This is a genomic window from Sphingobacterium sp. UME9, from assembly GCF_014170215.1.
In the GTDB taxonomy this organism is placed as follows: Bacteria; Bacteroidota; Bacteroidia; order Sphingobacteriales; family Sphingobacteriaceae; genus Sphingobacterium; species Sphingobacterium paramultivorum.
In genome coordinates, this window is the sequence record NZ_LZZP01000005.1 from 119,174 (window position 1) to 146,172 (window position 26,999).

Annotated in this window: 21 protein-coding genes; 10 read left to right on the top strand and 11 right to left on the bottom strand. The window is 40.9% G+C overall.

Features of this window, described 5'->3' with window-relative positions:
* Positions 1-423 precede the first annotated feature (423 nt).
* Positions 424-3,453 carry a TonB-dependent receptor gene (locus A9970_RS09250; protein WP_182982102.1) on the top strand — a complete coding sequence of 1,010 codons (3,030 nt, stop codon included), beginning with the start codon at positions 424-426 and terminating at the stop codon, positions 3,451-3,453.
* A 13-nt stretch (positions 3,454-3,466) separates the two neighbouring features.
* Positions 3,467-5,089 carry a RagB/SusD family nutrient uptake outer membrane protein gene (locus A9970_RS09255; RefSeq protein ID WP_182982103.1) on the top strand — a complete coding sequence of 541 codons (1,623 nt, stop codon included), beginning with the start codon at positions 3,467-3,469 and terminating at the stop codon, positions 5,087-5,089.
* A 48-nt stretch (positions 5,090-5,137) separates the two neighbouring features.
* Here A9970_RS09255 and A9970_RS09260 read toward each other — a convergent pair whose 3' ends face one another.
* Positions 5,138-5,920 (bottom strand): MBL fold metallo-hydrolase, encoded by a 783-nt coding sequence (locus A9970_RS09260; protein ID WP_159727237.1) that lies wholly within the window; start codon positions 5,918-5,920, stop codon positions 5,138-5,140.
* A 114-nt stretch (positions 5,921-6,034) separates the two neighbouring features.
* Here A9970_RS09260 and recJ point away from each other — a divergent pair, with 114 nt between their 5' ends.
* The 3 genes from recJ to A9970_RS09275 all read left to right on the top strand — a co-directional run bounded on the left by recJ (position 6,035) and on the right by A9970_RS09275 (position 10,161).
* Complete coding sequence (gene recJ / locus A9970_RS09265) at positions 6,035-7,735, top strand: single-stranded-DNA-specific exonuclease RecJ (protein ID WP_153845701.1); 1,701 nt, start codon at positions 6,035-6,037, stop codon at positions 7,733-7,735.
* A 155-nt stretch (positions 7,736-7,890) separates the two neighbouring features.
* Positions 7,891-8,625, top strand: coding sequence for an LPS export ABC transporter ATP-binding protein (gene lptB, locus A9970_RS09270; protein ID WP_028072074.1), 735 nt, complete (start codon positions 7,891-7,893; stop codon positions 8,623-8,625).
* A gap of 21 nt (positions 8,626-8,646) precedes the next feature.
* Positions 8,647-10,161 carry a GH3 auxin-responsive promoter family protein gene (locus tag A9970_RS09275; protein ID WP_153845702.1) on the top strand — a complete coding sequence of 505 codons (1,515 nt, stop codon included), beginning with the start codon at positions 8,647-8,649 and terminating at the stop codon, positions 10,159-10,161.
* Positions 10,162-10,353: 192 nt separating this feature from the next.
* Here the strand turns inward: A9970_RS09275 and A9970_RS09280 are convergent, their stop codons facing one another.
* Positions 10,354-10,512 (bottom strand): hypothetical protein, encoded by a 159-nt coding sequence (locus A9970_RS09280; RefSeq protein ID WP_157698580.1) that lies wholly within the window; start codon positions 10,510-10,512, stop codon positions 10,354-10,356.
* 325 nt (positions 10,513-10,837) lie between these two features.
* Here A9970_RS09280 and A9970_RS09285 point away from each other — a divergent pair, with 325 nt between their 5' ends.
* Complete coding sequence (locus A9970_RS09285; protein ID WP_046672808.1) at positions 10,838-11,908, top strand: branched-chain amino acid aminotransferase; 1,071 nt, start codon at positions 10,838-10,840, stop codon at positions 11,906-11,908.
* A gap of 151 nt (positions 11,909-12,059) precedes the next feature.
* On the opposite strand, the gene miaA is transcribed toward A9970_RS09285, so the two are convergent.
* The 4 genes from miaA to pdxA all read right to left on the bottom strand — a co-directional run bounded on the left by miaA (position 12,060) and on the right by pdxA (position 16,326).
* A complete protein-coding gene (miaA, locus tag A9970_RS09290; protein WP_182982104.1) occupies positions 12,060-12,980 on the bottom strand; it encodes a tRNA (adenosine(37)-N6)-dimethylallyltransferase MiaA in 921 nt (306 codons plus the stop codon).
* A gap of 46 nt (positions 12,981-13,026) precedes the next feature.
* Complete coding sequence (locus A9970_RS09295; RefSeq protein WP_153845705.1) at positions 13,027-13,620, bottom strand: IS1096 element passenger TnpR family protein; 594 nt, start codon at positions 13,618-13,620, stop codon at positions 13,027-13,029.
* A gap of 45 nt (positions 13,621-13,665) precedes the next feature.
* Entirely contained in the window at positions 13,666-15,099 is a 1,434-nt protein-coding gene (locus A9970_RS09300) for a CCA tRNA nucleotidyltransferase (protein WP_153845706.1), read from the bottom strand.
* A 171-nt stretch (positions 15,100-15,270) separates the two neighbouring features.
* Complete coding sequence (gene pdxA / locus A9970_RS09305) at positions 15,271-16,326, bottom strand: 4-hydroxythreonine-4-phosphate dehydrogenase PdxA (RefSeq protein ID WP_070560760.1); 1,056 nt, start codon at positions 16,324-16,326, stop codon at positions 15,271-15,273.
* A gap of 81 nt (positions 16,327-16,407) precedes the next feature.
* On the opposite strand from pdxA, the gene rsmA reads away from it, so the two are divergent.
* From rsmA to A9970_RS09320, 3 genes are read left to right on the top strand one after another with little or no spacing between them, the layout of a single operon-like run.
* Positions 16,408-17,187: a 16S rRNA (adenine(1518)-N(6)/adenine(1519)-N(6))-dimethyltransferase RsmA gene (gene rsmA / locus A9970_RS09310; RefSeq protein ID WP_153845707.1), complete on the top strand. Its 780-nt coding sequence runs from the start codon at positions 16,408-16,410 to the stop codon at positions 17,185-17,187.
* 1 nt (position 17,188) lies between these two features.
* Positions 17,189-18,373 (top strand): FAD-dependent monooxygenase, encoded by a 1,185-nt coding sequence (locus tag A9970_RS09315; protein WP_182982105.1) that lies wholly within the window; start codon positions 17,189-17,191, stop codon positions 18,371-18,373.
* A 58-nt stretch (positions 18,374-18,431) separates the two neighbouring features.
* On the top strand, positions 18,432-19,364 hold the full coding sequence (locus A9970_RS09320; RefSeq protein ID WP_182982106.1) for an NAD(P)-dependent oxidoreductase: 933 nt from the start codon (positions 18,432-18,434) through the stop codon (positions 19,362-19,364).
* Between the two features lie 126 nt (positions 19,365-19,490).
* Here A9970_RS09320 and A9970_RS09325 read toward each other — a convergent pair whose 3' ends face one another.
* Complete coding sequence (locus A9970_RS09325; RefSeq protein WP_182982107.1) at positions 19,491-20,369, bottom strand: hypothetical protein; 879 nt, start codon at positions 20,367-20,369, stop codon at positions 19,491-19,493.
* Positions 20,370-20,553: 184 nt separating this feature from the next.
* On the opposite strand from A9970_RS09325, the gene acs reads away from it, so the two are divergent.
* Positions 20,554-22,470, top strand: a complete 1,917-nt coding sequence (acs, locus tag A9970_RS09330; protein ID WP_182982108.1) for an acetate--CoA ligase — start codon at positions 20,554-20,556, stop codon at positions 22,468-22,470.
* A gap of 142 nt (positions 22,471-22,612) precedes the next feature.
* Here the strand turns inward: acs and A9970_RS09335 are convergent, their stop codons facing one another.
* The 4 genes from A9970_RS09335 to A9970_RS09350 form a co-directional block, all read right to left on the bottom strand.
* Positions 22,613-23,605 (bottom strand): energy transducer TonB, encoded by a 993-nt coding sequence (locus tag A9970_RS09335; protein ID WP_182982109.1) that lies wholly within the window; start codon positions 23,603-23,605, stop codon positions 22,613-22,615.
* Positions 23,606-23,853: 248 nt separating this feature from the next.
* Entirely contained in the window at positions 23,854-24,837 is a 984-nt protein-coding gene (locus A9970_RS09340) for an energy transducer TonB (RefSeq protein ID WP_182982110.1), read from the bottom strand.
* Between the two features lie 267 nt (positions 24,838-25,104).
* A complete protein-coding gene (locus A9970_RS09345; RefSeq protein ID WP_182982111.1) occupies positions 25,105-25,536 on the bottom strand; it encodes a nuclear transport factor 2 family protein in 432 nt (143 codons plus the stop codon).
* 233 nt (positions 25,537-25,769) lie between these two features.
* Positions 25,770-26,552 (bottom strand): hypothetical protein, encoded by a 783-nt coding sequence (locus A9970_RS09350; RefSeq protein ID WP_182982112.1) that lies wholly within the window; start codon positions 26,550-26,552, stop codon positions 25,770-25,772.
* Positions 26,553-26,999 lie beyond the last annotated feature (447 nt).

Below are 26,999 nucleotides of genomic sequence, written 5' to 3' on the forward strand. Positions count from 1 at the left end.
TTTAGAAAAAACAGCATCAGCCCTTAGCTACTAAAACACAAATTTACCCAAAAAATCAATCTTAAACGAATCCGCTGGTATCTGACGGGATGGGCTACAAAGACCAAATTACCCCAAAATACTAAAAAAAGAGCAGAAAAACGACCCTTTTAACCGATTTCATCCCTTTTTTCGACGTATGGCATCTTGATGACACAACTGAACAACAATAAAATCGCTTAACGTACACCTGCTATTAACGATCGGAATTCCTAGCCGAACAAATCAGCTTCCATTAGCTCCAATTTTTCATTACAAAACCCCATTTCTATAACGTTTTCGTAGTTCGTGCAATCGTTTGTTCCAAGAAGCAATAGAATTGCCAACGCTTTATTTCTTTATAATTGCCGCATTAAACACTTACTGAATCTAAATTACACACCTATGGTCAAAAAGAGTCATCTCATCCTTCTGACACCATTATCAATTTTGTCATTAGCGGCACCTATTTACGGGGTAGCAAATCCACGTAATTTGGTTGCAATAACCAGTCGTTCACCCTTCCAGCAAGCCGTCTCCGGAAAGGTCGTTGATGAAACGGGGAAACCAATAAGCGGTGTTACCGTTTCTGAAAAAGGTAAAGCAGCAGCAACTACAACCAATCAAGACGGTATCTTCTCACTGAACGTCAGTTCAAAAAGTGCCATCCTAACATTTAACTCGATCGGATTTACGGCGAAAGAAGTCTCTGCAGCACAAGCATCACAAATAACCTTGACAAAATCCGAGGATGTTTTGGATGAAGTTGTGGTCGTAGGTTATGGTAAACAGAAAAAGAGCGATTTGACAGGAAGTATCGCTACAGTGGAAGCAAAATCCCTGGAACGAATAAATTCACCGAATGTTGTCGATAAACTTCAAGGTAAGATTTCTGGTTTAGCGATCAATTCCGGCTCGGCCAAACCTGGCGAAACAGCTTCTATCAATATCCGCGGTGAGAACTCGATCTCTGCCTCCAATGCACCCCTAATTATCCTGGATGGAATTCCTTTTAGTGGTTCCCTGGGTGATATCTCTTCCAATACAATTGCCAGTATCTCGGTACTGAAAGATGCTTCATCCACCGCAATCTATGGTTCAAGAGCTGCAAATGGCGTTATCCTCATCACCTCAAAAAAGGGTGCAGCAGGAAAAGCACGCATCAATTATAACGGCTATTTTGGGGTTCAAAGTGTAGAACGCCGCCTTAAATTGATGAACGGCCCACAGTACATCCAATTTATGCGTGATTACCAGGCTTCGAAAGGAAAAACCGGCGATCAGCTCAACCCAGAAAATTATCTTTTTGCCAACGTATTGGAACAATACAAAAAAGGGGAAGAAGTCAATTGGCAGGACGAAGTATTCAATAGTGGCGCTCCCATTCAGGAACATCAACTCAGCTTTTCGGGTGGAACGGATAAATCCGATTACTATGCATCTGTAAGCTACCTAAATCAAGATGGTGTGGTAAAAAACACGCCCTACGAAAGATATAATGTCAATCTAAACCTCAACCAAAGTTTAAGCTCTTGGTTAAAGCTAGGAATGACCATGCAGGCTTCTCAAGGGAACCGTGACGGCGTACAGCCTAATCTCGAAAGTGTCGTAAAACTTTCCCCTTACAGTAAAAACCGTGATGCAGATGGCACTGCTGTAACGTACCCGATGTACGCACAAACATTGTGGGCACACCCTTTCGCAGACGAAAAAGGCCAATGGGATCAGACCAGAAGAACGGTCTATGCGAATACTTGGCTTGATGTGAAACTCCCTATTGAAGGATTAAGTTTCAAAACTACCTTCGGAACAAACTACCGAAATATTAACGAAAACTCCTACTATGGTTCGAATACGGTTACAGGACGCGGCGTGAACGGTACCGGATCAATTTACAATGAGCATTTCTGGGACTGGACCTGGGAAAATCTCTTGACCTATGACCGTACCTTTGGTGACCACAAGATCAATGTCGTGGGCCTCTATTCTTCCCAGAAAACAAATTTGAAAACTTCAAGAATGAATGGAGACGATTTTGTATCAGATGCCGGATATAACAACATGGCTTCTGCCTCTAAAAATCTTAAGATCGAATCCAACCTTCAAAATACAGCGATGATTTCCTACATGGGAAGAATCAACTATGCCTTTAAGGATCGCTACCTATTAACCTTAACAGGTCGTTCGGACGGTTATAGTGCATTTTCTGTAAACAACCGATATGCATTTTTCCCATCCGTTGCAGGAGCCTGGGTGGTTTCTAAAGAAGGAAATGTGCAGGACTATTTCGACTTGTTAAAACTTCGTGTTTCTTATGGTAAAAATGGAAATCAGGCCGTATCACCTTATCAAACTTACGACCGTCTGACCAACGTCGATTATATTTATGGTCTTGACCCAGTCAAAGGACTTGTGATGAATTTCAATGGACGTGGAAGCAATCTAACTTGGGAAACAACAGCTTCATTAAACCTTGGTTTGGATTTTGGTGTTCTCAAAAATAGACTTTCAGGAACGATCGACTACTACTCCTCAAAAACATCGGATCTTTTATTAAGTGAACAGGTCCCTGTCATGAACGGCTACAACACCATTTTGACCAATATCGGTGAAACTTCCAACAAAGGGATAGAAGTTACCTTGAATGCCATACCTGTCAAAAACGACAATTTCCAATGGAATGTAAATACGACCTTTGCCTATAACAACAATAAAATCACCAAACTGCGCGCTGATGGAAAAGATGATTTGACCAATGCCTGGTTAATCGGAAAGCCTATCCGTATTTTCTACGATTATAAAGTCATTGGTGTATGGCAAGAGGGCGAAGACATCGCAAACTCCTATCAACCTAAAGCGAAACCTGGCGATGCCAAGTTAGCTGACCTCAACAACGACGGTAAAATCGATGCCAATGACCGCACCATGATGGGGAACAAAATATCACCTTATACACTCGGTATAGGCAATGATTTCACGTACAAAAATTTCTCCCTGTCGTTCTTTATGAATGGGGCATTTGGTGGAACGAAAATAGATGATTTCAAAAACATCGAACGTTTCTTACCTAACAACGGCGCCAATTATCTCGCTGACATGCCTTATTGGACACCGGAGCGTACAAACACAGACATCCCATCCCCTGGATACACGCCTGTAAATAACCATACGTATTATATCAATTCATCCTATTGGCGAATTAGGGACTTTAGCTTGGGTTATACCTTTGATGGCGATTTTCTAAAAAGATTGAATCTCTCTTCCATTAAAGCATTTATTAACGCCCGTAACCTCTATACATTCTCCAAAATCAAAGGTTACAACGTAGAGGCATTGAGCGTAAGTTCGACCACAGGTAATCCAACAACGACAAATATTGCCAGTCCTTATCCTGTTGCGAGAACATTCTCATTGGGAGTAAATGTCCAATTCTAAACACATCAAGATCATGAAGAAAAGAAATACAACTTTATATACAATTCTAGCTGGCCTAAGCTTACTTTTTACAGGCTGCAGCAAGAACTTCTTAAATGAAGACACCAGCAGCTTTCAGTCACCTGATAATACCTATATTAATACCAAAGGCTTCGAAACTGGACTAAATGGTTTATACTCTTATGCCCGCATGGAATTCCTGACCTGGAACGGTAGTATCTTTTCCCAAGGAGCAACTCCACAGGAGGCGCTACAGGTCGGAACAGATATCGTTGCTATCAAAACCACAGGTACAGACGCTACATTGGCTCCATTCAGCAATTATACGCTAAATCCTGCTTCGTCTTATGTCCGCAATTATTGGAAATATGCCTATGGATTTATTGGTAATACCAATACTATCCTCGAGGCTTTAAAAAAGGATGGCATTAGCTGGACAGACAAGGACAACGATCCAAAACGTGTGGAAGCAACGGCCCGTTTCTTCCGCGCCTATAGTTATCGCTACTTAGTCAACCTGTACGGCGATGTGCCTTGGGTGGACAAGGTATCCGAAACACCCCGTCGCGATTTCACGCGTACACCGAAAGCTGAAATCTTGACGCACATGATTGAAGACCTGAAGTATGCAAGTGAAAACCTGCCCGACAATCCAGGAACAATTCAGGAAGGTAAATTGACGAAATGGGCTGCTTTACACTACCTGGCAGAAGCATATATCGAAGCTGGACAGCCTGATTTAGCTGCAGAAGCTGCCAACAAAGTTATTCAAAGTGGCTACTTTAAATTGAACGATCAACGTTTTGGTGCCGAAAAAGATAAACCCGGGGATTATTTCCACGATATGTTTATCGAAAACAATCAAAATCGCGGTTCCGGCAATCAAGAAACGATCTGGGCCATCCAATTGGAATACAATACACAAGGGGGCGGCGACCGCTACACGGATTGGAGTAAACGTGCCTGGGTGCCTTTCTATTCACAACAAAAAGGATTTGCTTTGGCCGACTCGCTTGGTGGAAGAGGTCTTGGGCACGTACGCCCTTATCAATGGTGGCTGGATAGTTATGAAAAACAAGATGTCAGAAATTCAGCTTTCAATATCAAACGCGATTGGTATTATAACGATCCTTCCGTCCCTGAACTTTATGGCAAGAAGATCGTACTTACCGACGCCATCAAAGAATCAGGCAATGTATTCCCGACAACAACCAAATTTTTCTACGGAAAGACAGCTGTTGATCCTGCATTTGAAGGAAATATGAAGGACCGTGTGAAAGTACGTCTGGCAGAAACTTACCTACTATTGGCTGAAGCATACTGGCGCGCCAATAAACCGGCACAAGCTAAAGATGCCATCAATGCTGTCCGTGCCCGTGCAAAAGCGTCATTAATCGATGCCACAGCAATCAATGCTGATTTGATTCTCGACGAACGCGCGCGGGAGCTTATTGGTGAGGAAATGCGCCGTATGACCCTTGCCCGCTTTGGTGAGGATATCTTTTTACGCCGCGTACAAACATTAAACACACAATCAAAAAATGTGGTGAAAAAAGAATTTATTCTTTGGCCTATTCCACAAGAAGTTATTGACAGTAACACTGGTGCAGCCTTCCCACAAAATCCGGGATACTAAACCTTCCAAAAACCTCCATGTTCCCAAAAGGTCATGGAGGTTTTTACTTTATAACTTTGCGTTAACCAGCTTATAGGTTCCATCTTCCCGGATCTGACTACGGCCAATGGTTATATTTTTAGAATGATAAAACAAAAAAATCCAGCCTGCTGGCGCGCCTTCTGCCCAATACTCTTGACGCAAGGCTTTGGAGCGCCGACCATCAAAATCATATTTGGCGACATAATTATGGAAAATTTCTTCAGGCTCAGGTAATACATCTCCGCCAAAGAAATAGTGCTGATCATCCGTTTGAATATGAAATGCCTGATGATGCGCTGTATGTCCACCATTGAGCGCATAGCTGATTTCATCATTTATTTTTCCTTCACCTTCCACCAGTACCAAATTTCCACTGCGTTGAATCACATCAAAAATCTCGGTCCTGTATGAACTGGAGATCCCTGAATAGGCGTCTTCCCATTCCCCACGTTGAACAATATATTCGGCTTCAGGAAATGCGATACGTCCAGTTCCATTTTCAAATGTGACCATCCCACCGGCATGATCCTTATGAAGGTGGGACATCAGTACATATTTTACATCTTCGGGTCTAAAGCCAGCCTTACGGATATTATGATGCAGCTGTAGCACAGCACTGTCATCGGTATAGCCAAGGCCGGTATCACAGAGAACAAGTCCGGCATTAGTTTGGATCAAGAAGGGATGGACATGGATAAACATCGCCCCCGGTCGGTCCTTAGGGTCGTCTAGAAGTGGGTCAAAGGGAATAAATTTTCTACTCTTGTCTACGGAAAAAGAACCTTCATATAAAGAATAAGCCTGCACCATATTTAAAACATTGGGAATATGCACGTTAAGCAACAGCGGATCAATACCGGGTTTAGGAATTAGGTAAGTCCAGCCTTAAAACGTATATTTACACTTAAAATATTGTGCAAAGATATGCAAAAAAGGTGGGTACTAAAATCTAAAACTGATGTCAAAATAACCAACAAACTGCGCGAGGAATTAAACATCAACACTGTATTGGCAGAGTTGCTCGTGAGCAGAGAAATTGAGACTTTTGACGAATCAAAGCAGTTTTTTAGACCTCAATTATCGGATTTGCACGATCCATTTTTGATGCGGGACATGGAGAAAGCCATCACCCGTATTATCCAAGCCATCGGCAACAAAGAAAAAATTCTGATCTATGGAGATTATGACGTAGACGGTACCACAGCGGTAGCCGTTGTTTATAGTTTTTTCAGGGAATTTCATAGCCAGCTGGAGTTTTATATCCCAGACCGCTATGCCGAAGGTTATGGCATCTCCACACAAGGCATCGACTATGCCGCAGCAAATGGTTTCAGCTTAATTATTGCCTTGGACTGCGGTATCAAGGCAGTCGATAAAATAGATTACGCAAATAGCAAAGGAATTGATTTTATCATTGGCGATCACCACCTTCCCGGTGAAGAACTTCCCAAAGCCTATGCCGTATTAGATCCCAAGCGTGCAGACTGTGAATATCCCTATAAAGAACTTTCAGGTTGTGGAATCGGCTTTAAGATTATTCAGGCTTTTATATTGACCAACGGCATGGATATCAATGCCTGCTATCAATTTTTGGATCTTGTGGCCGTGAGTATCGCTTCGGACATTGTTCCGATTACCGGTGAAAATAGAATACTCAGCCACTTTGGCCTTATTAAACTTAATACGAATCCCTGCGTCGGACTAAAGGCACTGATTGACTTATCAAATAATCGAACGAAGATCTTTACAGTTAATGACATTGTGTTCCAGATCGGCCCACGCATTAATGCTGCTGGAAGAATAGACCATGCCAAAGATGCCGTCAAGCTTTTGATTTCCAAATCGCTACAAGAAGCCAAAGACTTTAGCTCGAGCATTGACGATCAAAACAATGTCCGTAAAGACTTTGATCTCAAAATAACAGAAGAAGCGCTGGCACTCATTGAGGACAATGCCCTACTTAAAAGCCGCAAATCCACTGTATTGTATAAAGCCGACTGGCACAAAGGTGTCATTGGTATTGTAGCTTCCCGCCTGACCGAAAAATATTACCGTCCGACGATTATATTGACCGAAACAAATGGTCATATTGCAGGTTCCTGCCGTTCGGTACTGGGTTTTGACTTGTATGAAGCCTTAAGCGAATGCGCCGACCTATTGGAGCAATTTGGTGGTCATAAATATGCTGCCGGACTAACGATGTCCTTAGATAATGTCACCCTATTCCAAGATCGTTTTGAGGAAGTGGTATCGCGACGTATCAGTCCTGAAATGCTGACCCAAGAAATTTTGATCGATGCTAAGCTAGCGTTGAAGGATATCGACGCTAAGTTCTTCCGTATTCTCCAGCAGTTTGAACCTTTCGGCCCCCAAAATGAATCTCCTATTTTCCTCAGTAAAAAGATAAATGCAGTAGGACAAGCCTTTATTGTAGGCACGAATCACCTCAAGATGACCGTTGTTCAAGAAGACTCTCCTTCATTTGACTGTATCGGTTTTGGACTGGCAGAACATATCACACATATCAATTCCGGACAAAGTTTCGACATCTGTTACAGCATTGAAGAGAATGTGTGGCGCAACAAAAGAAACTTACAGCTAAACATCAAAGGGATTAAGTATTAGTATTGCAATAGTAAGAAGATATTAAATATATTTACACAAGATTTGGTCAGGCATAAAACCCTCATACTGGATTAGATACCAGGCATGAAAGAATGGTGAGGGTTCTTAAGTAGTCCTATTGAACAGATACATATAACACAAGACACTCCACGAAGATGATTTTAAAGGCAGAACATCTCATAAAAAAATATAAGCAGCGCACCGTTGTCAACAATGTTTCCTTCCATGTGGAACAAGGAGAGATTGTCGGGTTATTAGGTCCTAATGGGGCAGGAAAAACGACCTCATTCTATATGATTGTTGGTCTTATCAAGCCCAATGAAGGTAAAGTATTCCTCGACGATCAGGAGATTACGCAGGATGCGATGTACCAACGTGCCCAACGCGGGATAGGTTACCTCGCCCAGGAAGCATCGGTCTTTCGGAAGCTCTCCGTAGAAAACAACATCCTGGCTGTATTAGAAATCCACTATCCGAATAAAGAAGAACGTTTGGCAAAACTGGAAGAACTACTCACAGAATTTAGCCTACACCGTGTCCGCAAAAACAGGGGTGATTTGTTATCCGGTGGTGAGCGTCGACGTACCGAAATTGCGCGAGCATTAGCTGCAAATCCATCTTTTATACTTTTGGATGAACCTTTTGCAGGGGTTGACCCAATCGCCGTAGAAGAAATTCAGACGATTGTAGCCAAGCTCAAAACCCGTAATATCGGCATCTTAATTACCGACCACAACGTACAGGAAACCCTATCTATTACGGACAGGGCCTACCTCCTGACCGAAGGAAAGATTATGTTGACGGGTACCCCTGAGGAAATTGCAGATAATGAGCTTGCCCGTAAATTTTATCTCGGTCGACATTTTGAATTAAGAAGGAAAAAATTTTAAAGATTAAAGAATCTCCCCCCTATGGCCTTATTAAACTCCATTTTTACTTGGTTCATGAAAAAAAGAATTCACCAGATTGAACTTTTCATGAAATACCCACACGATGTACAAGAAGAATGGTTCCAAAGTTTAATTGCCACTGCTGAAGCTACGGAATGGGGGAAAAAATACGATTATACAAGTATATTAACGCCAGAAATCTTCAAAGAACGCGTCCCTATACAGGACTATGATGATATCAAGGGCTACGTTGATCGCATGATAAAAGGCGAACAGAATATCCTGTGGCCTTCTGATATCAAATGGTTTGCCAAGTCCTCAGGTACCACATCTGACCGTAGCAAATTTATTCCCGTTAGTGAGGAAGCGCTCGAAGAATGTCACTTTCAGGGTGGTAAAGATATGCTTACAATCTATTGCCATAATAGACCCGAAAATCGCGTATTTACAGGAAAATCTGTTGTGATTGGTGGTTCCTCACAAATAAACAATTTCAGTCCGGATTCCTACTACGGCGATCTTTCATCAATCCTCATCCGTAACCTTCCTTTCTGGGCAGAATTTAAGCGAACGCCCAATATGGAGGTTACTTTAAACCCAAACTTTGAAGAGAAAATTGAGCAGATTGCCCAAATTACACTCAAAGAAAACGTAACGAGCCTAGCTGGCGTACCGACATGGAATATTGTTATGGCCAAACGTATTCTTGAGATTACAGGCAAAGACAACCTACTGGAGGTATGGCCAAATCTAGAGTTTTATGGGCATGGCGGAGTGAGCTTCAAACCTTATCGCGAGCAATTCCAAAAATTGATCCCTTCTGACAATATGTATTATCTAGAGAATTATAATGCCTCAGAAGGATATTTTGGTTTACAAGATCAGTCGGATTCGGAAGATCTTCTGCTTATGCTAGATTATGGCATTTATTACGAATTCTTACCTACTGAGCGAATGCACGAAGAAAATCCGTCAACCTTACGTTTGGATCAGGTGGAGCTTGGCAAAAACTATGCATTGATCATTTCAACTAATGCTGGTTTGTGGCGTTATAAAATCGGAGATACCATCAAGTTTACGTCATTATCTCCTTATCGCTTTCAGATCTCCGGACGTACCAAACAATTCATTAACACCTTTGGCGAAGAGGTTATTGTTGACAACGCCGAACAGGCTCTGGCCGAAGCGAGCAAGTTGACACAGGCTCGTATAAAAGATTATACTGCTGGGCCTGTCTATTTTAAAGATGCCGAAGCCGGAGCCCATGAATGGGTGATAGAATTTGAACAACAACCCAATGATTTTAGGCGTTTTTGTGAAATATTGGATGCTAAACTCCGTGAAATCAATTCGGATTATGACGCCAAACGTTTTAAGAATATGGCGCTCCGACCGCCTATTGTACACAATGCACCCGAAGATACGTTCTATAAATGGATGAAATCAAGAGGTAAGCTAGGTGGACAAAATAAGGTTCCAAGATTGAGCAATAGTCGCGAATATCTCGACCCGCTATTGAAAATACTAGCCGAATAATACGGCGTACCGAATGAAAAATTCCACATACTGACCGAATAATAGGGTGGTCTCCGGCTGGAGATTAGCCAAAATTTTTGGATTCCCTTATTTTGGCTAATCTCGTATTGCTGAATTTTGTTGTTTTAAAGAACTGCTGTGAGTTCGTCTAATTGATAAGCTCAAGAAAGCTTAGACTATAATGGAGGTTTGTTAAGGTTTAATTGCCGTTTTATATAAAAAAACAAAAAAACCAAGGATAAAATTCATAGAAATACCTTTCTTCTGAACTTCAACTTCACCCTGTAACACTGAGCGATTATCGCCTGATGTTACTTCACTACTTTTGTTAAGACTGTGAGTCAATTCCATACTAAGTTTATTTTTATGATAAGTGATTTTATAGCGTTACTGCGGACCAGAAAGCCCATCTATAGGACCGCATTCTGTATAGCCAAACTTTATGCCACAATATCAAATCACCGTGTTAATTAATAAAAAATTAACACATTTAATTATTAATACGGGCTAGCCGAGAAATATGAAGTGAAATTCTTCCATTTCAAAAAAAAGTGTAGTAAAATAGGGAACAACTGTCCGAAATAAAAGGCATATCAAAGCGGGTAAATTATCCGGGTATACGTGCAACTTATATTTCATTTTTTTCCTAACTTAGCCTAAGTAATTAAAAAATAAGATGAACGCGACAGAGAACTATTCAATTCGCGTAGAGCCAACTCAAAATTCAAGACTCTCGCAAGTAGATTTCGACAATCTAAAATTCGGAAAGATTTTATCCGACCACATGCTGGTCGCAAACTATGATGACGGTGAATGGAAAGATGTCAGCATCGTCCCTTATGGAGATATCAGTATTAGTCCTTCGATGTCCGCTTTACATTATGGTCAAGCGATCTTTGAAGGAATCAAAGCTTATAAATTTGCAGATGGAACAGTGAGTATCTTCCGTCCGGACAGAAACTGGGAAAGATTCAACAAATCTGCCGCACGTCTTCAAATGCCGGAGGTACCTGAGGAGATTTTTATGGATGGCCTAAGCAAACTATTGGACATCGACCGTAACTGGATCCCGGCAAAAGAAGGTTCATCATTGTACATCCGTCCTTTTATGTTCGCAACAGAAGCGGCATTAGGTGTACACCCTTCAAAGTCATACAAATTTATCATTATCACTGGTCCTGTAGGCGCATATTACAGCAAAGCAATCAGCTTAAAAGTTGAGACCTACTATACGCGTGCAGCAGAAGGTGGTGTTGGTTTTTCTAAAAATGCAGGTAACTATGCCTTATCGCTTTACCCTACACAATTGGCCAATGACGAAGGTTATGACCAAATTATGTGGACAGATGCTTCTGAACATAAATATATTGAAGAAGCAGGTACGGCAAACCTTATTTTCCGCATTGGAGATACGATTATTACACCACATGGTGATACAATCTTACACGGTGTAACACGCCGTACAATTATGGAATTGGCGGAGAAATGGGGTTATAAAGCCGAGCAGAGAAAGGTATCTATTCAAGAACTAATTGACGGTATTAAAGCCGGTACAGTAACTGAAGCTTTCGCAGCTGGTACGGCAGCCACAATTACCGATATCAGCCGTATCGGTTTTGAAGGACAAGATTATCACTTGCCACCAGTAGAGGGCCGAGAGTTTTCAAATCGTGTTTTGAATTACCTCAACGACTTGCGCTATGGCAAAGTAGAAGATCCATTCGGATGGAACTATTTAGTAAAGTAATTTCCAAAATGAAATAGAAAAGCCTTTGTTATTAACAATAACAAAGGCTTTTTTTATTGCCTATATACGTTATACATGCCTTGAAACGCGGTCTATAAGCTTCGTTTGAATCTTCGCGGATAACGTCAAGTTCTCTACTCCTGCTAAATGCTTAGGAATGCTCTCCCGTCAGCTCCTTTTGAATAAAATCAATTATAGCGGCTGTTTCCTGGGATTGAAACCAGTGCGTATTACCATATTTTTTAAACCATGTAATCTGTCGCTTGGCATAACGTCTCGAATTTTGTTTGATTTTTTCGGTCGCTTCCGCCAAAGACTGCTTGCCATCGAGATAATCAAACAACTCAGCATAACCGACAGTGAGCAGTGCAGGTTTCGTCTTAAAGGGCAGTAGGTTTTTAACTTCGTCCAATAAGCCATTTGCCATCATCAAATCTACACGTAAATTGATCCTTTCATATAATCTTGCCCGATCCATATTCAAGCCAATGGTAAGTATATCAAAAGGTCTTTTCTCGACATCTTTCTTATGGTAAAAGGACATCGGTTTACCTGTCGCCTCAAAAACTTCAAGAGCCCGTACGACACGTTGCGGATTATCGATGTCTGCCGTTTCAAAATATGCAGGGTCAATACTTTTCAATCGATCTTTTAAGACCTCCAATCCCAATACTGCAAGTTCATGATTAAGTCGCTCGCGCACTTCATCCCCGGCCTTGGGCAGATCATCCAATCCTTCGCACAGGGCCCGTACAAACAGGCCCGATCCACCTACCATAATTACGACATCATGCAATTGAAATAGTTCATCTAGTTTCAGTAAAGCCTCACGTTCAAAATCTCCTGCAGAATAATCCTGCGTGATAGCGTGTGAATCAATGAAATAATGGGGAGCAGCAGCAAGTTCCGCTGGATCTGGTTTAGCTGTACCAATAGACATTTCCCGATAGAACTGACGAGAATCAGCAGAAATTATCGCTGTTTTAAAATATTGTGCCAATGAAATAGCCATTGTAGTCTTACCAACGGCAGTTGGCCCCACAATGGCTATCAATGTTTTTCTATTTGCCATAATATAGCACTTCACAGGCCTAAAAGGACCTGTAAAGTCTTCTTAATTAATATTCGTCTTCGTAGCCGTTGGATTCTTCACGCTCTTCACCTTCTTCGCTCTCTTCCTCATCGTCACCATCACTGTCGAAGCCATCCAATTCGTCTTCATCATCTACGCCATATTGCGTATCGTCTTCCTCCACATAATCGTCCTCTTCAACAGCATCCGCTACTGGGAAATTAGCCGCAGTCATGGTTTTAGGAACCTGCCCCATAGACTTAAACAGCGCCGGATAGTCCTTCCCATCCTCTTCCTTCAAGATCTTGATCAATTCAACCTGGAAATCATAAGGACGATCAAAATTGTAAACGTAGTAAAATTTCTGATGTGGATCATCGATAAACTTACTCAAACGGATATTCTCCATCAACAATACCTCAGCATCTTTTTTACGTTGTGTAGGCTTAAATGCGATCTCAATTCCCTTTTTCCATTGATCATTACTCACATAGAAAGAGGAAGATGCATCTGGAGCATATCCTGTTGATTTATGGATCTCCTCATGTAGGTCTATAAATGTACTTTTAGAAGGCATGTCGATCTCACGATATACATCTTCATAATCCTCAAAAGTAACTCTAAATCTATAAATTGCCATCTCTGCTATTTTCTTCTTTTAACCCTCTAAAATTAATACTATATTTTAAGAATTGGAAATTTCCAATGGGATTTCTTGTTTGACCGTCAGGTTCATTTCCCCTGCCTTTTTCACCAAGAATTGATAAGCCTCTAATCGGGAATTTGGAATCTCGCCCTCCAGAATAGCCTCACGAATCAAATTTTTCAGCTGGCCTACAGTACGCCCTGGCGCTAAGCCAAATAGGATCATGATATCCTCTCCACTGATCGGCGGCTGCCAGTTTCGAACCTTGTCTCGCTCTTCGACATCCTTCAATTTTTGTTTGACAAGTTCAAAATTCTGACGATATTTTTTCTTTTTAAACTCATTTTTTGTGGTCACATCCGCATGACATAGCATCATAAGGGCTTCAATATCATCACCCGCCTCAAACAACAGACGACGTACAGCAGAATCCGTTACGATATCCTGTGCCAACACAATAGGCCGAAGATGCAATTGTACCAGCTTTTGAACAAATTTCATTTTCTCATGGAGCGGCAGCTTCAATTCAGCAAAAAGCTTTGGTACCATACGGGCACCACGATCTTCGTGGCCATGAAACGTCCAGCCGAGCTTTTTATCAAAACGTTTTGTTGCCGGTTTGGCAATATCATGCATAATCGCTGCCCAACGTAACCAGAGATCTTCAGACAATTCACATACATTATCCAGCACTTCCAACGTATGGTAGAAATTATCTTTATGGCCTTTGCCATCAATGACATCAACCCCATGTAAATTATACATGGCTGGAAATATCAATTCCAGGAGACCAGTATCAAAAAGATATTTAAAACCGACTGACGGCTTAGGTGAGAGAATAATCTTATTGATTTCATCGATAATACGTTCTTTCGAGATAATCTTTATTCGCTCTTTGGTATCGCTAATCGCTTTGATCGCATCAATCGTGATTTTAAAATTTAGCTGTGTCGCAAAACGGATAGCCCGCATCATACGCAACGGATCATCGGAAAACGTTTCTATCGGATCCAGAGGCGTTCGAATAACACGCTGTTCAAGATCCTGCACGCCGTCAAATGGATCCACTAATGTACCATAATCCGCTTTATTCAATGAAAACGCCATCGCGTTGATCGTAAAATCACGTCGATTTTGATCATCGGATAAGGTACCGTCTTCCACAATAGGCTTACGTGAGTTGGCACGATAAGATTCCTTTCGGGCACCGACAAACTCCACATTGAGTCCTTCATAAACCAACATTGCTGTACCAAAATTCTTATAGACAGCAACTTTGGTATGTAGCCTATCACCCAATAAAGTCGCAAATTCAATGCCGCTGCCGACGACAACAATATCCACATCATTCTTAAAAGGCCGCTTCATAATATAGTCGCGAACATACCCCCCAATGACATAACATTCTGTATTTGTTGTCTCGGCGAGTTCCTTAATGATTGAAAATATTGGATGTTGTAAATTATCGTACATAGTTAGAACAGCAGGTAAAAAACCAAACAGTTTGCAAAAGTAACATTTTTTTTTGTATTGGAATTAGAGACAATTGAACAAGGATCAAAGACGCTGACACTGTAAGCGGCGAGCTTACAGACTAACATCAACAATCTTTATCCTTGTCCCTAAAAAAGTAAGACGGAATATTTAGTCTCTATCTTTGGATAACTTACGGAAAGCAAGTGGATTTTTAAGTAATTCGGCTTGTTCACGGCGGCGTTTTACAATATGTAAAGCCGAGAAAATTGCCTCTACAAAAGAGCTTTCAGAAGCTAAGTTTTTTCCAGCAATATCATAGCCTGTACCGTGATCTGGCGAAGTACGTACGATAGGTAAACCAGCTGTAAAGTTTACACCGGCACCTTTGGCAATATGCTTAAAAGGAATTAAACCCTGGTCATGGTACATCGCGAGTACAGCATCGAATTTCTCATAAGCACCTTTTGCGAAGAATCCATCGGCAGGGTATGGACCAAAGCAGAAGATCCCCTGTTCATTTGCTTTTTCTACGGTAGGTCTAATGATCTGATCATCTTCCGTACCAATAATCCCATGATCGCCAGCATGTGGGTTTAGGCCCAAAACCGCGATCTTAGGCTTTTCAATCCAAAAATCTTTCTTCAACGAGTCATTCATCAGGGCTAGCTTTTTAAGAATAGCTTCTTCGGTAATATTAGCCGCAACCTCATGCAGTGGAATATGACCTGTTACCACACCAATACGCAATTCATCACAAACCATAAACATCAATACATCATCAGCCTCTACTTTGGCCTGCAGATATTCGGTATGACCCGGAAATTGAAATCCCTCCTGTTGAATATTATGCTTATTAATTGGGGCAGTCACTAAAGCATCAATCTTGCCGGCTTTCAGGTCTTCAACAGCTTTCTCCAACGAAAGGAAAGCATATTTACCGCCAATTTCGTTTTCTTCACCCAACGAAATCTTGACGTCTTCCTGCCAGCAATTGATCATATTTGCTCTTTTGGAATGCGCCTGCTCAGCATCATTGATCACGTTAAAACTAAAATCATTTACACCGATCGCTTTACGGTGAAAAGAAGCAACCTTTGTATTTCCGTAAACCACTGGCGTAAAGAAATCGCACATACGCTGATCTACCAAAGATTTAATGATGACTTCAAGTCCAATGCCGTTAATATCGCCTACGGTAATTCCGATTTTTAATTTATCGCTCATTCTGTTTAAATGCTTTGATTCAAAAATAGGGATTTTTTTCTTAGAATAACTTTTCACTTATTTATTTTTTACTTTTGCAACATGAGCACAGTAAGAGCAAAAAAACATTTAGGACAGCATTTCTTGAACGATAAAAATGCTGCACAAAAGATTGTGGAAGCATTGGATCCTAAATTGGGTTTTAGCCAAGTGCTTGAAGTAGGTCCGGGAATGGGTGTACTTTCTGATTTTCTCTTGCAAAAAGAGGAATATGAAACCTATTTGATCGATGTGGATGACGAATCCATTGCTTATTTGGACGATAAATATCCCCAATTGGGTAAGCGATTGATCCACGGTGATTTCCTGAACCTTGACTTTTCACAGTATTTTGGTGAGAAAATGGCTGTCATTGGCAATTTCCCTTACAACATCTCCTCCCAGATTCTCTTTAAAATTTTGGATGAACGCCAACGTGTCGTTCAAATGACGGGTATGTTCCAGAAAGAAGTAGCCGAACGTTGTACAGCTAAGGCGGGCAGCAAGGAATATGGTATCTTGAGTGTCTTTTTACAGGCCTATTATAAAGTAGAATACCTTTTTACTGTAAAAGCAGGAGCTTTTAATCCACCGCCAAAAGTATTGTCGGGCGTTATCCGCATGACGCGCAATGACCGTGAGCAATTGAATTGTGATGAAAAACTATTTTGGCGTGTTGTTAAAGCGGGCTTCAATCAACGTCGTAAAACCCTCCGTAACTCACTTTCGGGCGTTGTTCCCAAAGATAAAATGTCCGATAATCCACTATACGAGCTACGCGCAGAACGATTGACTGTAGATGATTTTGTCGGTTTAACAAGCGAAATAGCAAACAGTCTTTAGTATGCATTCATCGGACAGCACATTTATTATCGTTGGCGGAGGTATCGCTGGATTATGTGCTGCAATAGGGCTTGCAAAATTAGGTATTGAAGCACATGTCTATGAAAGCGCCATTGAACTCAAAGGCATAGGTGCTGGATTCGGGCTCGCGGCCAACGCCATGCAAGCTTTGGAACATCTCGAATTGAAAGATGAAATCGTTCCGATAGGGCATTACCTTGCATCTTATAATGTCTTGGATCAAAAGGGAAATATTCTTGTTGAACCAGACACCAGGTCAATCAGTCAAAAATATCAACAGGACAATTTCGCCATCCATCGGGCAGATCTGCATCAGTTTCTCTTATCCAAAATCCCCAATGGACAAGTTCATCTCGGCAAACGCGCCGTTTCCTTTGAACGAGAGGGAAAAGATATTCAAGTTTATTTCGCAGACGGAAGTCATGTACGCGGCCAAGCCCTTTTGATTGCCGATGGCGTACACTCAGCATTACGACAACAACTTATACCAGGCTCGGCACCCCGCTATTCAGGCTATACCTGTTGGCGGGCAACTATCGATAATAGCAGTATACAGCTCAGTAAAGGGACGGAAACCTGGGGCAGCAAAGGACGCTTTGGGATGACACCGCTTGTCAATAACCGCATTTATTGGTACGCATGCATCAATGCTGAGGCACAAAATCCGGTCTTAAAAAATTGGAAAACAAAGGAGCTCCTCGACAACTTCAAAGATTATCATGCCCCTATTCCAACAATTCTTTCGGAAACAAAGGATAGCGAACTAATTGCAAATGACATTATTGACATCGAACCACTTCAACAACTCGCTTTTGAAAATATCTTATTATTGGGTGACGCCGGACATGCGACGACTCCCAACCTGGGCCAGGGAGCCTGTCAGGCTATTGAAGATATTGCTGTTCTCGTAGATGAACTCCAAACTTCAGCTTCCGTTAATTTGGCTTTCCAAGGATTCGAAAAAAGAAGATTGGATCGGGTAAACTATATCTGTAATACTTCCTGGAGGATAGGCAAAATCGCACAATGGGAAAATCCATTCTTAATAGGAATGCGAAATTTTGGCATGAAAATAATGCCTAACCGCATGAAACAACAACAGCTGAACAAATTACTATCTGTAGATTTTATGCAGATCAACCGTAATGAAGACACTAGGATCTAAATCAACGTACTCCACAGGAATGCCATGCACGAACAGACCCTACATAAAAAATAATTGAATGAAAGCTACAATTTTGATCGTCGACGATATTCATGAGGTCATGCTTAAAAAATTTGAGCAGGCAGGTATACATTACAATTATCAACCTGATATCAGCCGAGAAGAAGCTGAAAAAATCATCTCCAATTACTCGGGTATGGTTATCCGTTCCAAATTTCAGGTAGATAAGGCTTTTTTTGACCTGGCGCCAAACCTCCGCTTTATCGCCCGTGCTGGTGCAGGTATGGACAATATCGACGATACAGTTGCTGCGCAAAGAGACGTGCTGTTAATTCCGGCCAATGAAGGCAATCGGGATGCTGTAGGTGAACATATGATCGGTATGTTGCTCAGTCTAATGAACAATCTGAATCGGGGTGACCAACAAATACGATCCGGCCAGTGGTTGCGTGAAGCCAATCGTGGATACGAACTTAAGGGACGTACTGTAGGCTTGATCGGCTATGGCCACAATGGTATGGCTATGGCAAAAAAACTATCCGGTTTTGATGTACAGGTGCTTGCCTATGATAAATATCGAATCGACTACGCGGATCAATATGCTGTCGCAGCAGACATGGAAAAGATCTGCAAAGAAGCCGATGTGATCAGTTTCCATATCCCCTTAACGGATGAAACAAAGGGGATGATTGATGTAGATTATCTGGCTAAATTTGAAAAACCTATTTTCTTTTTACTGGGGGCACGAGGCGGTATTGTACAAGTACCCGCAGTGCTTAGCGGCCTTGATTCCGGTTCCATTATCGGAGCAGCATTCGATGTGTTGCCCGTAGAAAAGTTCCCAAAACTCGCTGAACAGAACTGGTATGCAGATCTTATCCGCAGAGACAATGTGATCTTATCTCCGCATGTTGCTGGATGGACATTTGAAAGTTATTATAAATTATCGGAAGTGGCTGCAGATAAGATCATCGCCTTTCTGGCATCTTAGTTTTTACAAAGAGCTATTTGTCAAAATCTCCAATCAATCAATCAATCAATCAATCTAGCAATCTCCTCCTATCCATACACGCTTAGGAGGTTAAAGTAACCTATTGCTCTTGAAACGTATAAAAAATCAGGTTCCGGCACTAAAGATACCGATAACAACAACAATCAGAAACTGAAGCACCAAGCTACCGTCAAGTAGATAAGCATAGTGGTAATGATCTTTTGTTTTGAAAACAGCCAATTTTAGCAATGCAAATATGAGCACGTTGGTCAGAATCAATCCAAATTTAATAGGTACCGTGTAAGGTACCGTCAAGATCAAAACACAATGAAGGCCCAAAAGCCCATAAGTTAGATTTTTAGCTTTTTGTTCGCCCAGCATATTGGGCAAAGTCCGCAGGTGATAATAGGAATCCTGTTGGATATCCCGAATATCAAAAGGCAGTGTACAGATAACCAAAAATATGAACTTCAATCCGCAGAGCGCAATAAAAACCCACTGATCTATTTTGACACCGACGTTGGCCAGTTCCACATAGGGAAGCACCACACTGCTGCAGACCCAGACCAGGGCAATATGAAAAATCTTGGCACCAGGTATCTGTCGAAGGCCCACTTTGCGGTCACGGAAGGCAAACAGGGGCATTCCATATAATAGACTCAGGATTCCAATAAAACCCAAAAACAAAAAAGAGTACACATGAATATACCACAAGCAATAACCAAGCACAAGCAAAGCGATACCATTATTTAACCACATGACCCATTCATGATTAAAGATCCAGCGTGTCCGCGGGAATTTTGATTCTTTTGGGTTCTTCGGTTTGGACCACCACAGGCTAAAATTATAGAGCAGCAAAGTCGCTGTACCTTCCACTAAAACGATATACCAATTGATAGACCGTTCAAATATGATATAAGTCAGCGCGCATTGTGCCATGGCCGCCATGGCGATCAGAAGATTTGTATAGATTGTAATATAGAATAGCTTTCTTAGAAAAGACATCTTGGTAAATCTTGATGCAAGATAACAATCTTATAGATAAAAGTAGTTTAACATTATATTAAACATCAATTTTTTGATAAAATGGGCAAAAACCGCTAAATTGTACACCGAAATCGAAATATCAAAAACAATTTCGCAACGATAACAATATAAATTAAAATAATTCATAATAATCCTAATAACGATGAGCCTACAAATAAAATCATTTGAAGAATATCAAAGTGAATATAAGCGAAGTGTAGAACAACCTGAGGAGTTTTGGGCGAGCATTGCAGATCATTTTTTCTGGAAGAGAAAATGGAATAAAGTGCTGAGCTGGAACTTTGAGGAACCCAATGTCAAATGGTTTGAGGGTGCTAAATTAAATATTACAGAAAACTGTCTTGATCGCCATATTTATGCTAATGGTGATAAACCAGCCATCATCTGGGAACCTAACGATCCAAATGAAGCGCACCGCATTCTTTCCTATAAGCAATTACTACAAAAGGTAGAGCAATTTGCCAACGTACTTAAAAATAATAACATCAAAAAAGGAGACCGGGTATGTATTTACTTACCAATGGTTCCTGAATTGGTTATCGCTGTATTAGCCTGTGCTCGTATCGGCGCTATCCACTCGGTGGTGTTTGGAGGCTTTTCAGCACGTTCTATAGCGGATCGTATCGTCGATGCGGAATGCAAACTGATCGTTACTTCAGATGGTAGTTACCGTGGCAATAAAACCATTGGTTTAAAAAACATTGTGGATGATGCTTTAATGCAATGTGACACTGTTGAGAAAGTAATTGTCTTAACACGTACACGTACACCGGTATCGATGATCAAAGGACGTGACGTATGGTGGGAAGATGAGATCAAAAAGGTAGAAACACAAGGAAATCCAGCATGCCCAGCAGAAGAGATGGATGCTGAAGACAATTTATTCATCCTTTATACATCGGGATCCACGGGTAAGCCTAAAGGTGTAGTACATACCTGTGGCGGTTACATGGTGTATACAGGCTATACCTTTATGAATACGTTCCAATATAAGCCAAACGATGTATTTTTCTGTACAGCAGATATTGGCTGGATTACAGGACACAGTTACATCGTCTACGGGCCGTTATCACAAGGAGCTACTTCTTTAATGTTTGAGGGTATTCCAACCTTCCCAGATGCGAGCCGTTATTGGGACATTGTTGATAAGTTCAACGTCAATATTATCTATACATCCCCTACGGCATTGCGCTCATTGATGGCTTTTGGTGACGAATTTGTCGACAAGAACGATCTTTCCTCTTTGCGTGTTTTGGGATCTGTAGGTGAGCCAATCAACGAAGAAGCCTGGAACTGGTTTAATGAAAAAGTTGGTAAAAAGAATTGTCCTGTTGTTGATACCTATTGGCAGACAGAGAATGGAGGCCACTTGATCACTTCATTGGCGGGAGTAACACCGGAAAAAGCAAGTTATGCGATGTTCCCGATGCCGGGCATTCAACCCGCTTTGATGGATGAGAATGGAAAAGAAATCGAAGGCAATGATGTCACAGGAAACCTATGTATCAAGTTCCCTTGGCCAGGTATGCTACGCACGACATGGGGGGATCATGACAGATGTCGTCAAACCTATTTCTCGACGTATAAGGATATGTATTTTACAGGCGACGGGTGTTTCCGTAGTCCAGAAGGCTATTATAAAATCACAGGCCGCGTAGATGATGTATTGAACGTTTCAGGTCACCGCATTGGTACAGCTGAAGTGGAAAATGCCATCAATATGCACGCTGACGTTGTTGAATCCGCTATTGTCGGATATCCGCACCCAGTAAAAGGACAGGGTATCTATGCTTATGTCATTGCGAATCACCATACCGATGCAGAAGCCACCAGAAAGGATATCATGGAAACCGTTTCACGTATTATCGGTCCAATTGCTAAACCAGACATTATCCAATTTGTTGATGATCTACCAAAAACACGTTCAGGAAAGATCATGCGTCGTATCTTACGCAAGATTGCCGAAGACGATATCGCCAATGTAGGTGATACTTCGACACTTCAAGATCCTGCCGTTGTAGAAGGAATCATCAAAGGCGCTGCGGCTTTGAGAAAATAGTCAATCTTAAAACCTTTATACCTAAAAAGGGCGTTCCAAAAAATTGGAAAGCCCTTTTTAGGTATTTTACCGCTATCCCCACACAATTCAATTTCGAATATTCGAAACATTACCTTCATGTTTTAATGCTATCTAAACAGTTCTATCGCGATGTGTTCAAGCGGATTGGGAGCGAATACTTCACATTTAGTTTCTCTCCACGCTGTATCCCGGGCTTCCATTTGCCTGCTTTTTTTATAACACGGATTCCTTCCTCCCCTGTTCCAAAACCTAAATCTTTCCTTACTACCGGATCTTTTATGTTACCATCTTTGTCTATCACAAACGCTATCATGACCACACCAGACACCTGATTGCTAATCGCCTCCTTTGGGTAGACATAATTGCTCGCTATAAAGCCCATCAGTCTAGAAATTCCACCGGGGTAATCAGGCGGACTCATAAAGTTAGACGAATCATATTTAAAAACTTCGCCGGAAACCTTTGTCTTCATTCCTGACACTAATTTATTATTCACATAAGTTTCAACAAAGCCATCCTTGCCCATCTTTCCTTTCCATTCACCTTCACGCAGGCTATTTTTCATTTGTCCTTCTTCATAACTCCACCCATAATTTAGCCGAATAAAACCGGTCCCATTTTCCAACGTTTTGTTGTTAAGAGAATCATAGTACACAACATAGATGGGATCTTCTATTTTCAGTTTTCCTTTTTTATCGAGACTACTGGGATAAAAAACAATCTTCTCCAATTTATTCCCTGGATACAGATAAAAAGCAGAATCTATCAGGGCACTTTCGTCGCTGTAGTTTTCTGAGCTTTTTAACGTTCCCTGTTCATAAAATTCGTACTTTCGCCCGCGAAATTTAAATGGATAAAGCGCATTTGTACTGATGCCACTGAGTTTGATCGAATCATTGCGCGTGTAAAACTCCTCTACACGATAAACTTTATCCTTTCCCGATGCGTCGACATGAATTGTCCGCATATAATAGGCCGAATCAGTTTGTTTCGTTTCATCGCCATCTTTCTTATGATAACTTGTAAAAGCAACCTGAGCATAAAGGTTTGATAAGAAAAAATTGAATAACAAAAAACAGACGGTTGAGACCCAAAAATGTAAATAATACTTCATAATAATAACAAATATCCTGGTTAAATAAAAAATTAATCGATTAAATAATACTTATTTCTATTTATGGTCAACATCATGGTGTAAAATCAAGTTTTCCACATGATGTTAATAAGATTGTTAATAACCCAACTTGTCACCAAAATTGAGGACTTCATTTATTCACAGAACTTCATTTTAGTCTTCACCATAGGAACAGAAGAACAACTACGCTCCAAAAACACAATCAGTCTTTTTGAACAGACCATCAATCAAGGATTGGCATCTAACCGAATTGGCATCGTGAACATTACACCGATAGGCTCTCCACGCAGTATTCCCGGTTTCCATCTTTCGGCCATTTTTAACACACGGATACCCTCCTCGCCCGTACCAAAGCCCAAGTCTTTTTTCACAACAAAATCTTCTAAATATCCTTCCTTATTCACAACAAAACTAATTTCCAATACTCCCTTAACATTATTTCGCTTAGCTTCTTTAGGCCATTTATAATGTCTAGAAACAAAGTTCATCAATTTTGGCATTCCTCTTGGGTAAACGGGATCAACCCAATAGGTCGTTGAATCATAGCTAATGGTCGTTCCATTTTCTTTGGTTTTGACACCAAAGAGCAGCTTGCCTCGCGCAAAGACCTCGGTAATTGGCAGCTTAGACATTATACCCTCCCATTTACCTTCACGGCGGTAATTTTCCATTTCTCCCTGTAGGTAATCGTCATGATCATACTCAATGCGAATAAAACCGTTTCCATTTTCAAAAGTCTTATTGCCTAACGAATCGTAATGTGCGATATAATATGCGACACCGCCCTTTATTTTATCGTTAAATGGGTAATGTGAAATTGTTCTTAACTTCCCATTCGGATACCAGTAAAATGCTGAATCAACACGTACATTTTCTGAATTAAAATTTTCTAGACTTCGCTTTTCACCATTAAAATAAAACTCCTCCAGCCTCCCAAAGAATTTTAAAATAACACCTTTATCTTGCGCTGTTCCTTTTAACTTAATGGTATTATTCGGTAAATAATGCTCTACGATCTTAAAGTATGACATAGGCTGATCTGTCATGGGAACTATAGTTCTGGAAAAATAGGCTGAATCCTTTAGTTTGGTTTCTCGCCCTGCCTTTGTATAGTATACTGTTGTCTCAATCTGAGCACTCGCATTAAATATAAATAGATTGAATAGCAAATAACAAATCAGCTTTACAGCTAAATACAAGTTGGATTTCATAAAATTTGTTAATAGTATTGCAATAATAACAAATGGAGCAGCCAAACAAGAAGTAAACAGGTTAATTAATTATTACTTATTACAACTATCGCTGCAATTGAGGAAACCAGGTTATCAACACAATGTTAATAACCCTGTTGATAACTTAAAAACGTTACTCATGTAAGTAATAAAGCCATTTCAGATTCGCTAAGAGATTGTGAAACAAAAAAAGCCACATCATCCCGACGTGGCTAAAATAAACATATGAATTTAATTAAACAGTTTCTATTTATACGAGTTTACGGAGCTTGCAACCTTCCAGGTTCCCGATTCATTGATCAATGTCACCAAATCTGTTTTCGTGAAATCGTCAAACTTCATCGTGATACGTGCTACCATATAGTTTTCAGATTCCTCGAGTACTTCGGTACTTGTGCTGCAGTTCAATTTTTCACCTTTTTGCTTTTTCAGGAACGAAATGACTTCCGAACGGCTATTGGTGCGTGCAGCTTTTCCCTGAACTTTTTGATTGAATTCGGATGCGAACAATTTTTCTACGCCCTGAGATGCACCTTCTGTCATTACTGACACATAGCTATCGATGGCCAAATCGGCTGTGGAAAGGTTTAATGCTTTACCAGGGTCAGCTGCTGCCATTGCGAAAGTTGATAGTGTAATCAATGCTGCTGCTGCGAATGTCTTTACTAAAGTTTTCATAATTGCTATACTTTATATTGTTAGTTTTTTTGTCTCTTTTCTTATTGTCGCAAGGAAGTTGATTTTGTTGCATCATTTCCTTTAAGATTCTGATTCAAAAGTAAGACAACGCAGCATCCCATTTTATTACATTTAGATCAACGGAATAAAAAAGTCGGTAAATGGAGGTAAAGGAGCGGTAAATGGATATCCGCTCCGGTAGGAAAAAATATACGTAAAGATTAATATCACTTTTATAACTGGAAAGCAGCTAGAATAGTTGCAGGCGTACAATCAACTTCATTGAGCACATTGCACCGTCGGCCATTTTTATAAAGATATATGATCGTAAATCCAACCAGGATGGGTGTACCAACAAATTCGTTGCATGGAATGCTGATCGTCTTGGCCGGAATTGGATCCTGTCCATAGACGATATCAATTTCCCATTCTTCATCTTTTACCTCAGTGAACTCCCTTTCTTTGAAATTGAAAGAAAAGGTATGGAATTTAAAGGCGATAGCATTACAATCTTTGGGTAGCAGCAATGCTCGGTTAATGTCAAACATTGGCAATGATATTTCGATCTGATTCTCCTTGGTAAGGCTAACCGTTGGATCGATATTCAGCGCATCCTGCATATGGAAATTTTCGTTGAACTGGAAATTCACCAATCTGTCTAGCCTACAGCTGTTTAGGCACAGTGTTCCCCTATCGTCATTGATATTTGTCTTCATTGCCCTATAAATCTGTCTATTCAAGCGATTGCCCATTTGTCCATCATGCAGTTCCTGATGCACTAACCCAAAAGCCTGCCTAATTGCAGCGCCCGCACGACTTGCCTGCCCAAAATCTTTACCAGCTTTCTTCGTGTCGACGTTTTGTTTTACACGATGTGGTTTACCTTGAATGTAGTTCTTTGTTCCTACCTTTCTGCTTACCAGTGGCCCAACCAGTCCACGGATATAGCCGTTATCATTTATTCCCATACAATAAATATACCACCAAAACGACCCTATGTCAAGTATCTTGTTCATTTTTAAGGCTTTCGGAAGCTGCAGCAAACAGCAATTATAAATTTGGAAATTTAGTGATACCTTTTTGGGGATTAGTTATAACCAATTCCTAACCACCTTCTGATTGCAAGCAAGGTGCAGACAGGATGTCTGTACAGTGAAAGCAGCCCTAAAAGGTGGACTCAACGTGGACTCACTGTGCACACAAGGTGGTTACAGTACGGAGTTGATCGTAAGTTGGTATGGAGTTGGTGCCAGGAAAATATAATTATTTGCGCCGAGCGGCTGTGTTAAACTTTGAGAATAATGTAATCACAATAGAGCTTGATATAGCCCCCACGAACAAGGAATCGGGAATGGACGATTTCTCATCCAAGAAATAGTATACAGCAGCTGCTATTGAAAAGCAGACGATGAAGGACAAAATTAAAACAAGTATAAATTTGATTTTCATTAGTCAAGGCTTAA

Coding starts and splice junctions, on each gene's coding strand:
- A9970_RS09250 (WP_182982102.1), top strand. CDS start 424: ATGGTCAAAAAGAGTCATCTCATCCTTCTGACACCATTATCAATTTTG.
- A9970_RS09255 (WP_182982103.1), top strand. CDS start 3,467: ATGAAGAAAAGAAATACAACTTTATATACAATTCTAGCTGGCCTAAGC.
- A9970_RS09260 (WP_159727237.1), bottom strand. CDS start 5,920: ATGGTGCAGGCTTATTCTTTATATGAAGGTTCTTTTTCCGTAGACAAG.
- recJ (WP_153845701.1), top strand. CDS start 6,035: ATGCAAAAAAGGTGGGTACTAAAATCTAAAACTGATGTCAAAATAACC.
- lptB (WP_028072074.1), top strand. CDS start 7,891: ATGATTTTAAAGGCAGAACATCTCATAAAAAAATATAAGCAGCGCACC.
- A9970_RS09275 (WP_153845702.1), top strand. CDS start 8,647: ATGGCCTTATTAAACTCCATTTTTACTTGGTTCATGAAAAAAAGAATT.
- A9970_RS09280 (WP_157698580.1), bottom strand. CDS start 10,512: ATGGAATTGACTCACAGTCTTAACAAAAGTAGTGAAGTAACATCAGGC.
- A9970_RS09285 (WP_046672808.1), top strand. CDS start 10,838: ATGAACGCGACAGAGAACTATTCAATTCGCGTAGAGCCAACTCAAAAT.
- miaA (WP_182982104.1), bottom strand. CDS start 12,980: ATGGCAAATAGAAAAACATTGATAGCCATTGTGGGGCCAACTGCCGTT.
- A9970_RS09295 (WP_153845705.1), bottom strand. CDS start 13,620: ATGGCAATTTATAGATTTAGAGTTACTTTTGAGGATTATGAAGATGTA.
- A9970_RS09300 (WP_153845706.1), bottom strand. CDS start 15,099: ATGTACGATAATTTACAACATCCAATATTTTCAATCATTAAGGAACTC.
- pdxA (WP_070560760.1), bottom strand. CDS start 16,326: ATGAGCGATAAATTAAAAATCGGAATTACCGTAGGCGATATTAACGGC.
- rsmA (WP_153845707.1), top strand. CDS start 16,408: ATGAGCACAGTAAGAGCAAAAAAACATTTAGGACAGCATTTCTTGAAC.
- A9970_RS09315 (WP_182982105.1), top strand. CDS start 17,189: ATGCATTCATCGGACAGCACATTTATTATCGTTGGCGGAGGTATCGCT.
- A9970_RS09320 (WP_182982106.1), top strand. CDS start 18,432: ATGAAAGCTACAATTTTGATCGTCGACGATATTCATGAGGTCATGCTT.
- A9970_RS09325 (WP_182982107.1), bottom strand. CDS start 20,369: ATGTCTTTTCTAAGAAAGCTATTCTATATTACAATCTATACAAATCTT.
- acs (WP_182982108.1), top strand. CDS start 20,554: ATGAGCCTACAAATAAAATCATTTGAAGAATATCAAAGTGAATATAAG.
- A9970_RS09335 (WP_182982109.1), bottom strand. CDS start 23,605: ATGAAGTATTATTTACATTTTTGGGTCTCAACCGTCTGTTTTTTGTTA.
- A9970_RS09340 (WP_182982110.1), bottom strand. CDS start 24,837: ATGAAATCCAACTTGTATTTAGCTGTAAAGCTGATTTGTTATTTGCTA.
- A9970_RS09345 (WP_182982111.1), bottom strand. CDS start 25,536: ATGAAAACTTTAGTAAAGACATTCGCAGCAGCAGCATTGATTACACTA.
- A9970_RS09350 (WP_182982112.1), bottom strand. CDS start 26,552: ATGAACAAGATACTTGACATAGGGTCGTTTTGGTGGTATATTTATTGT.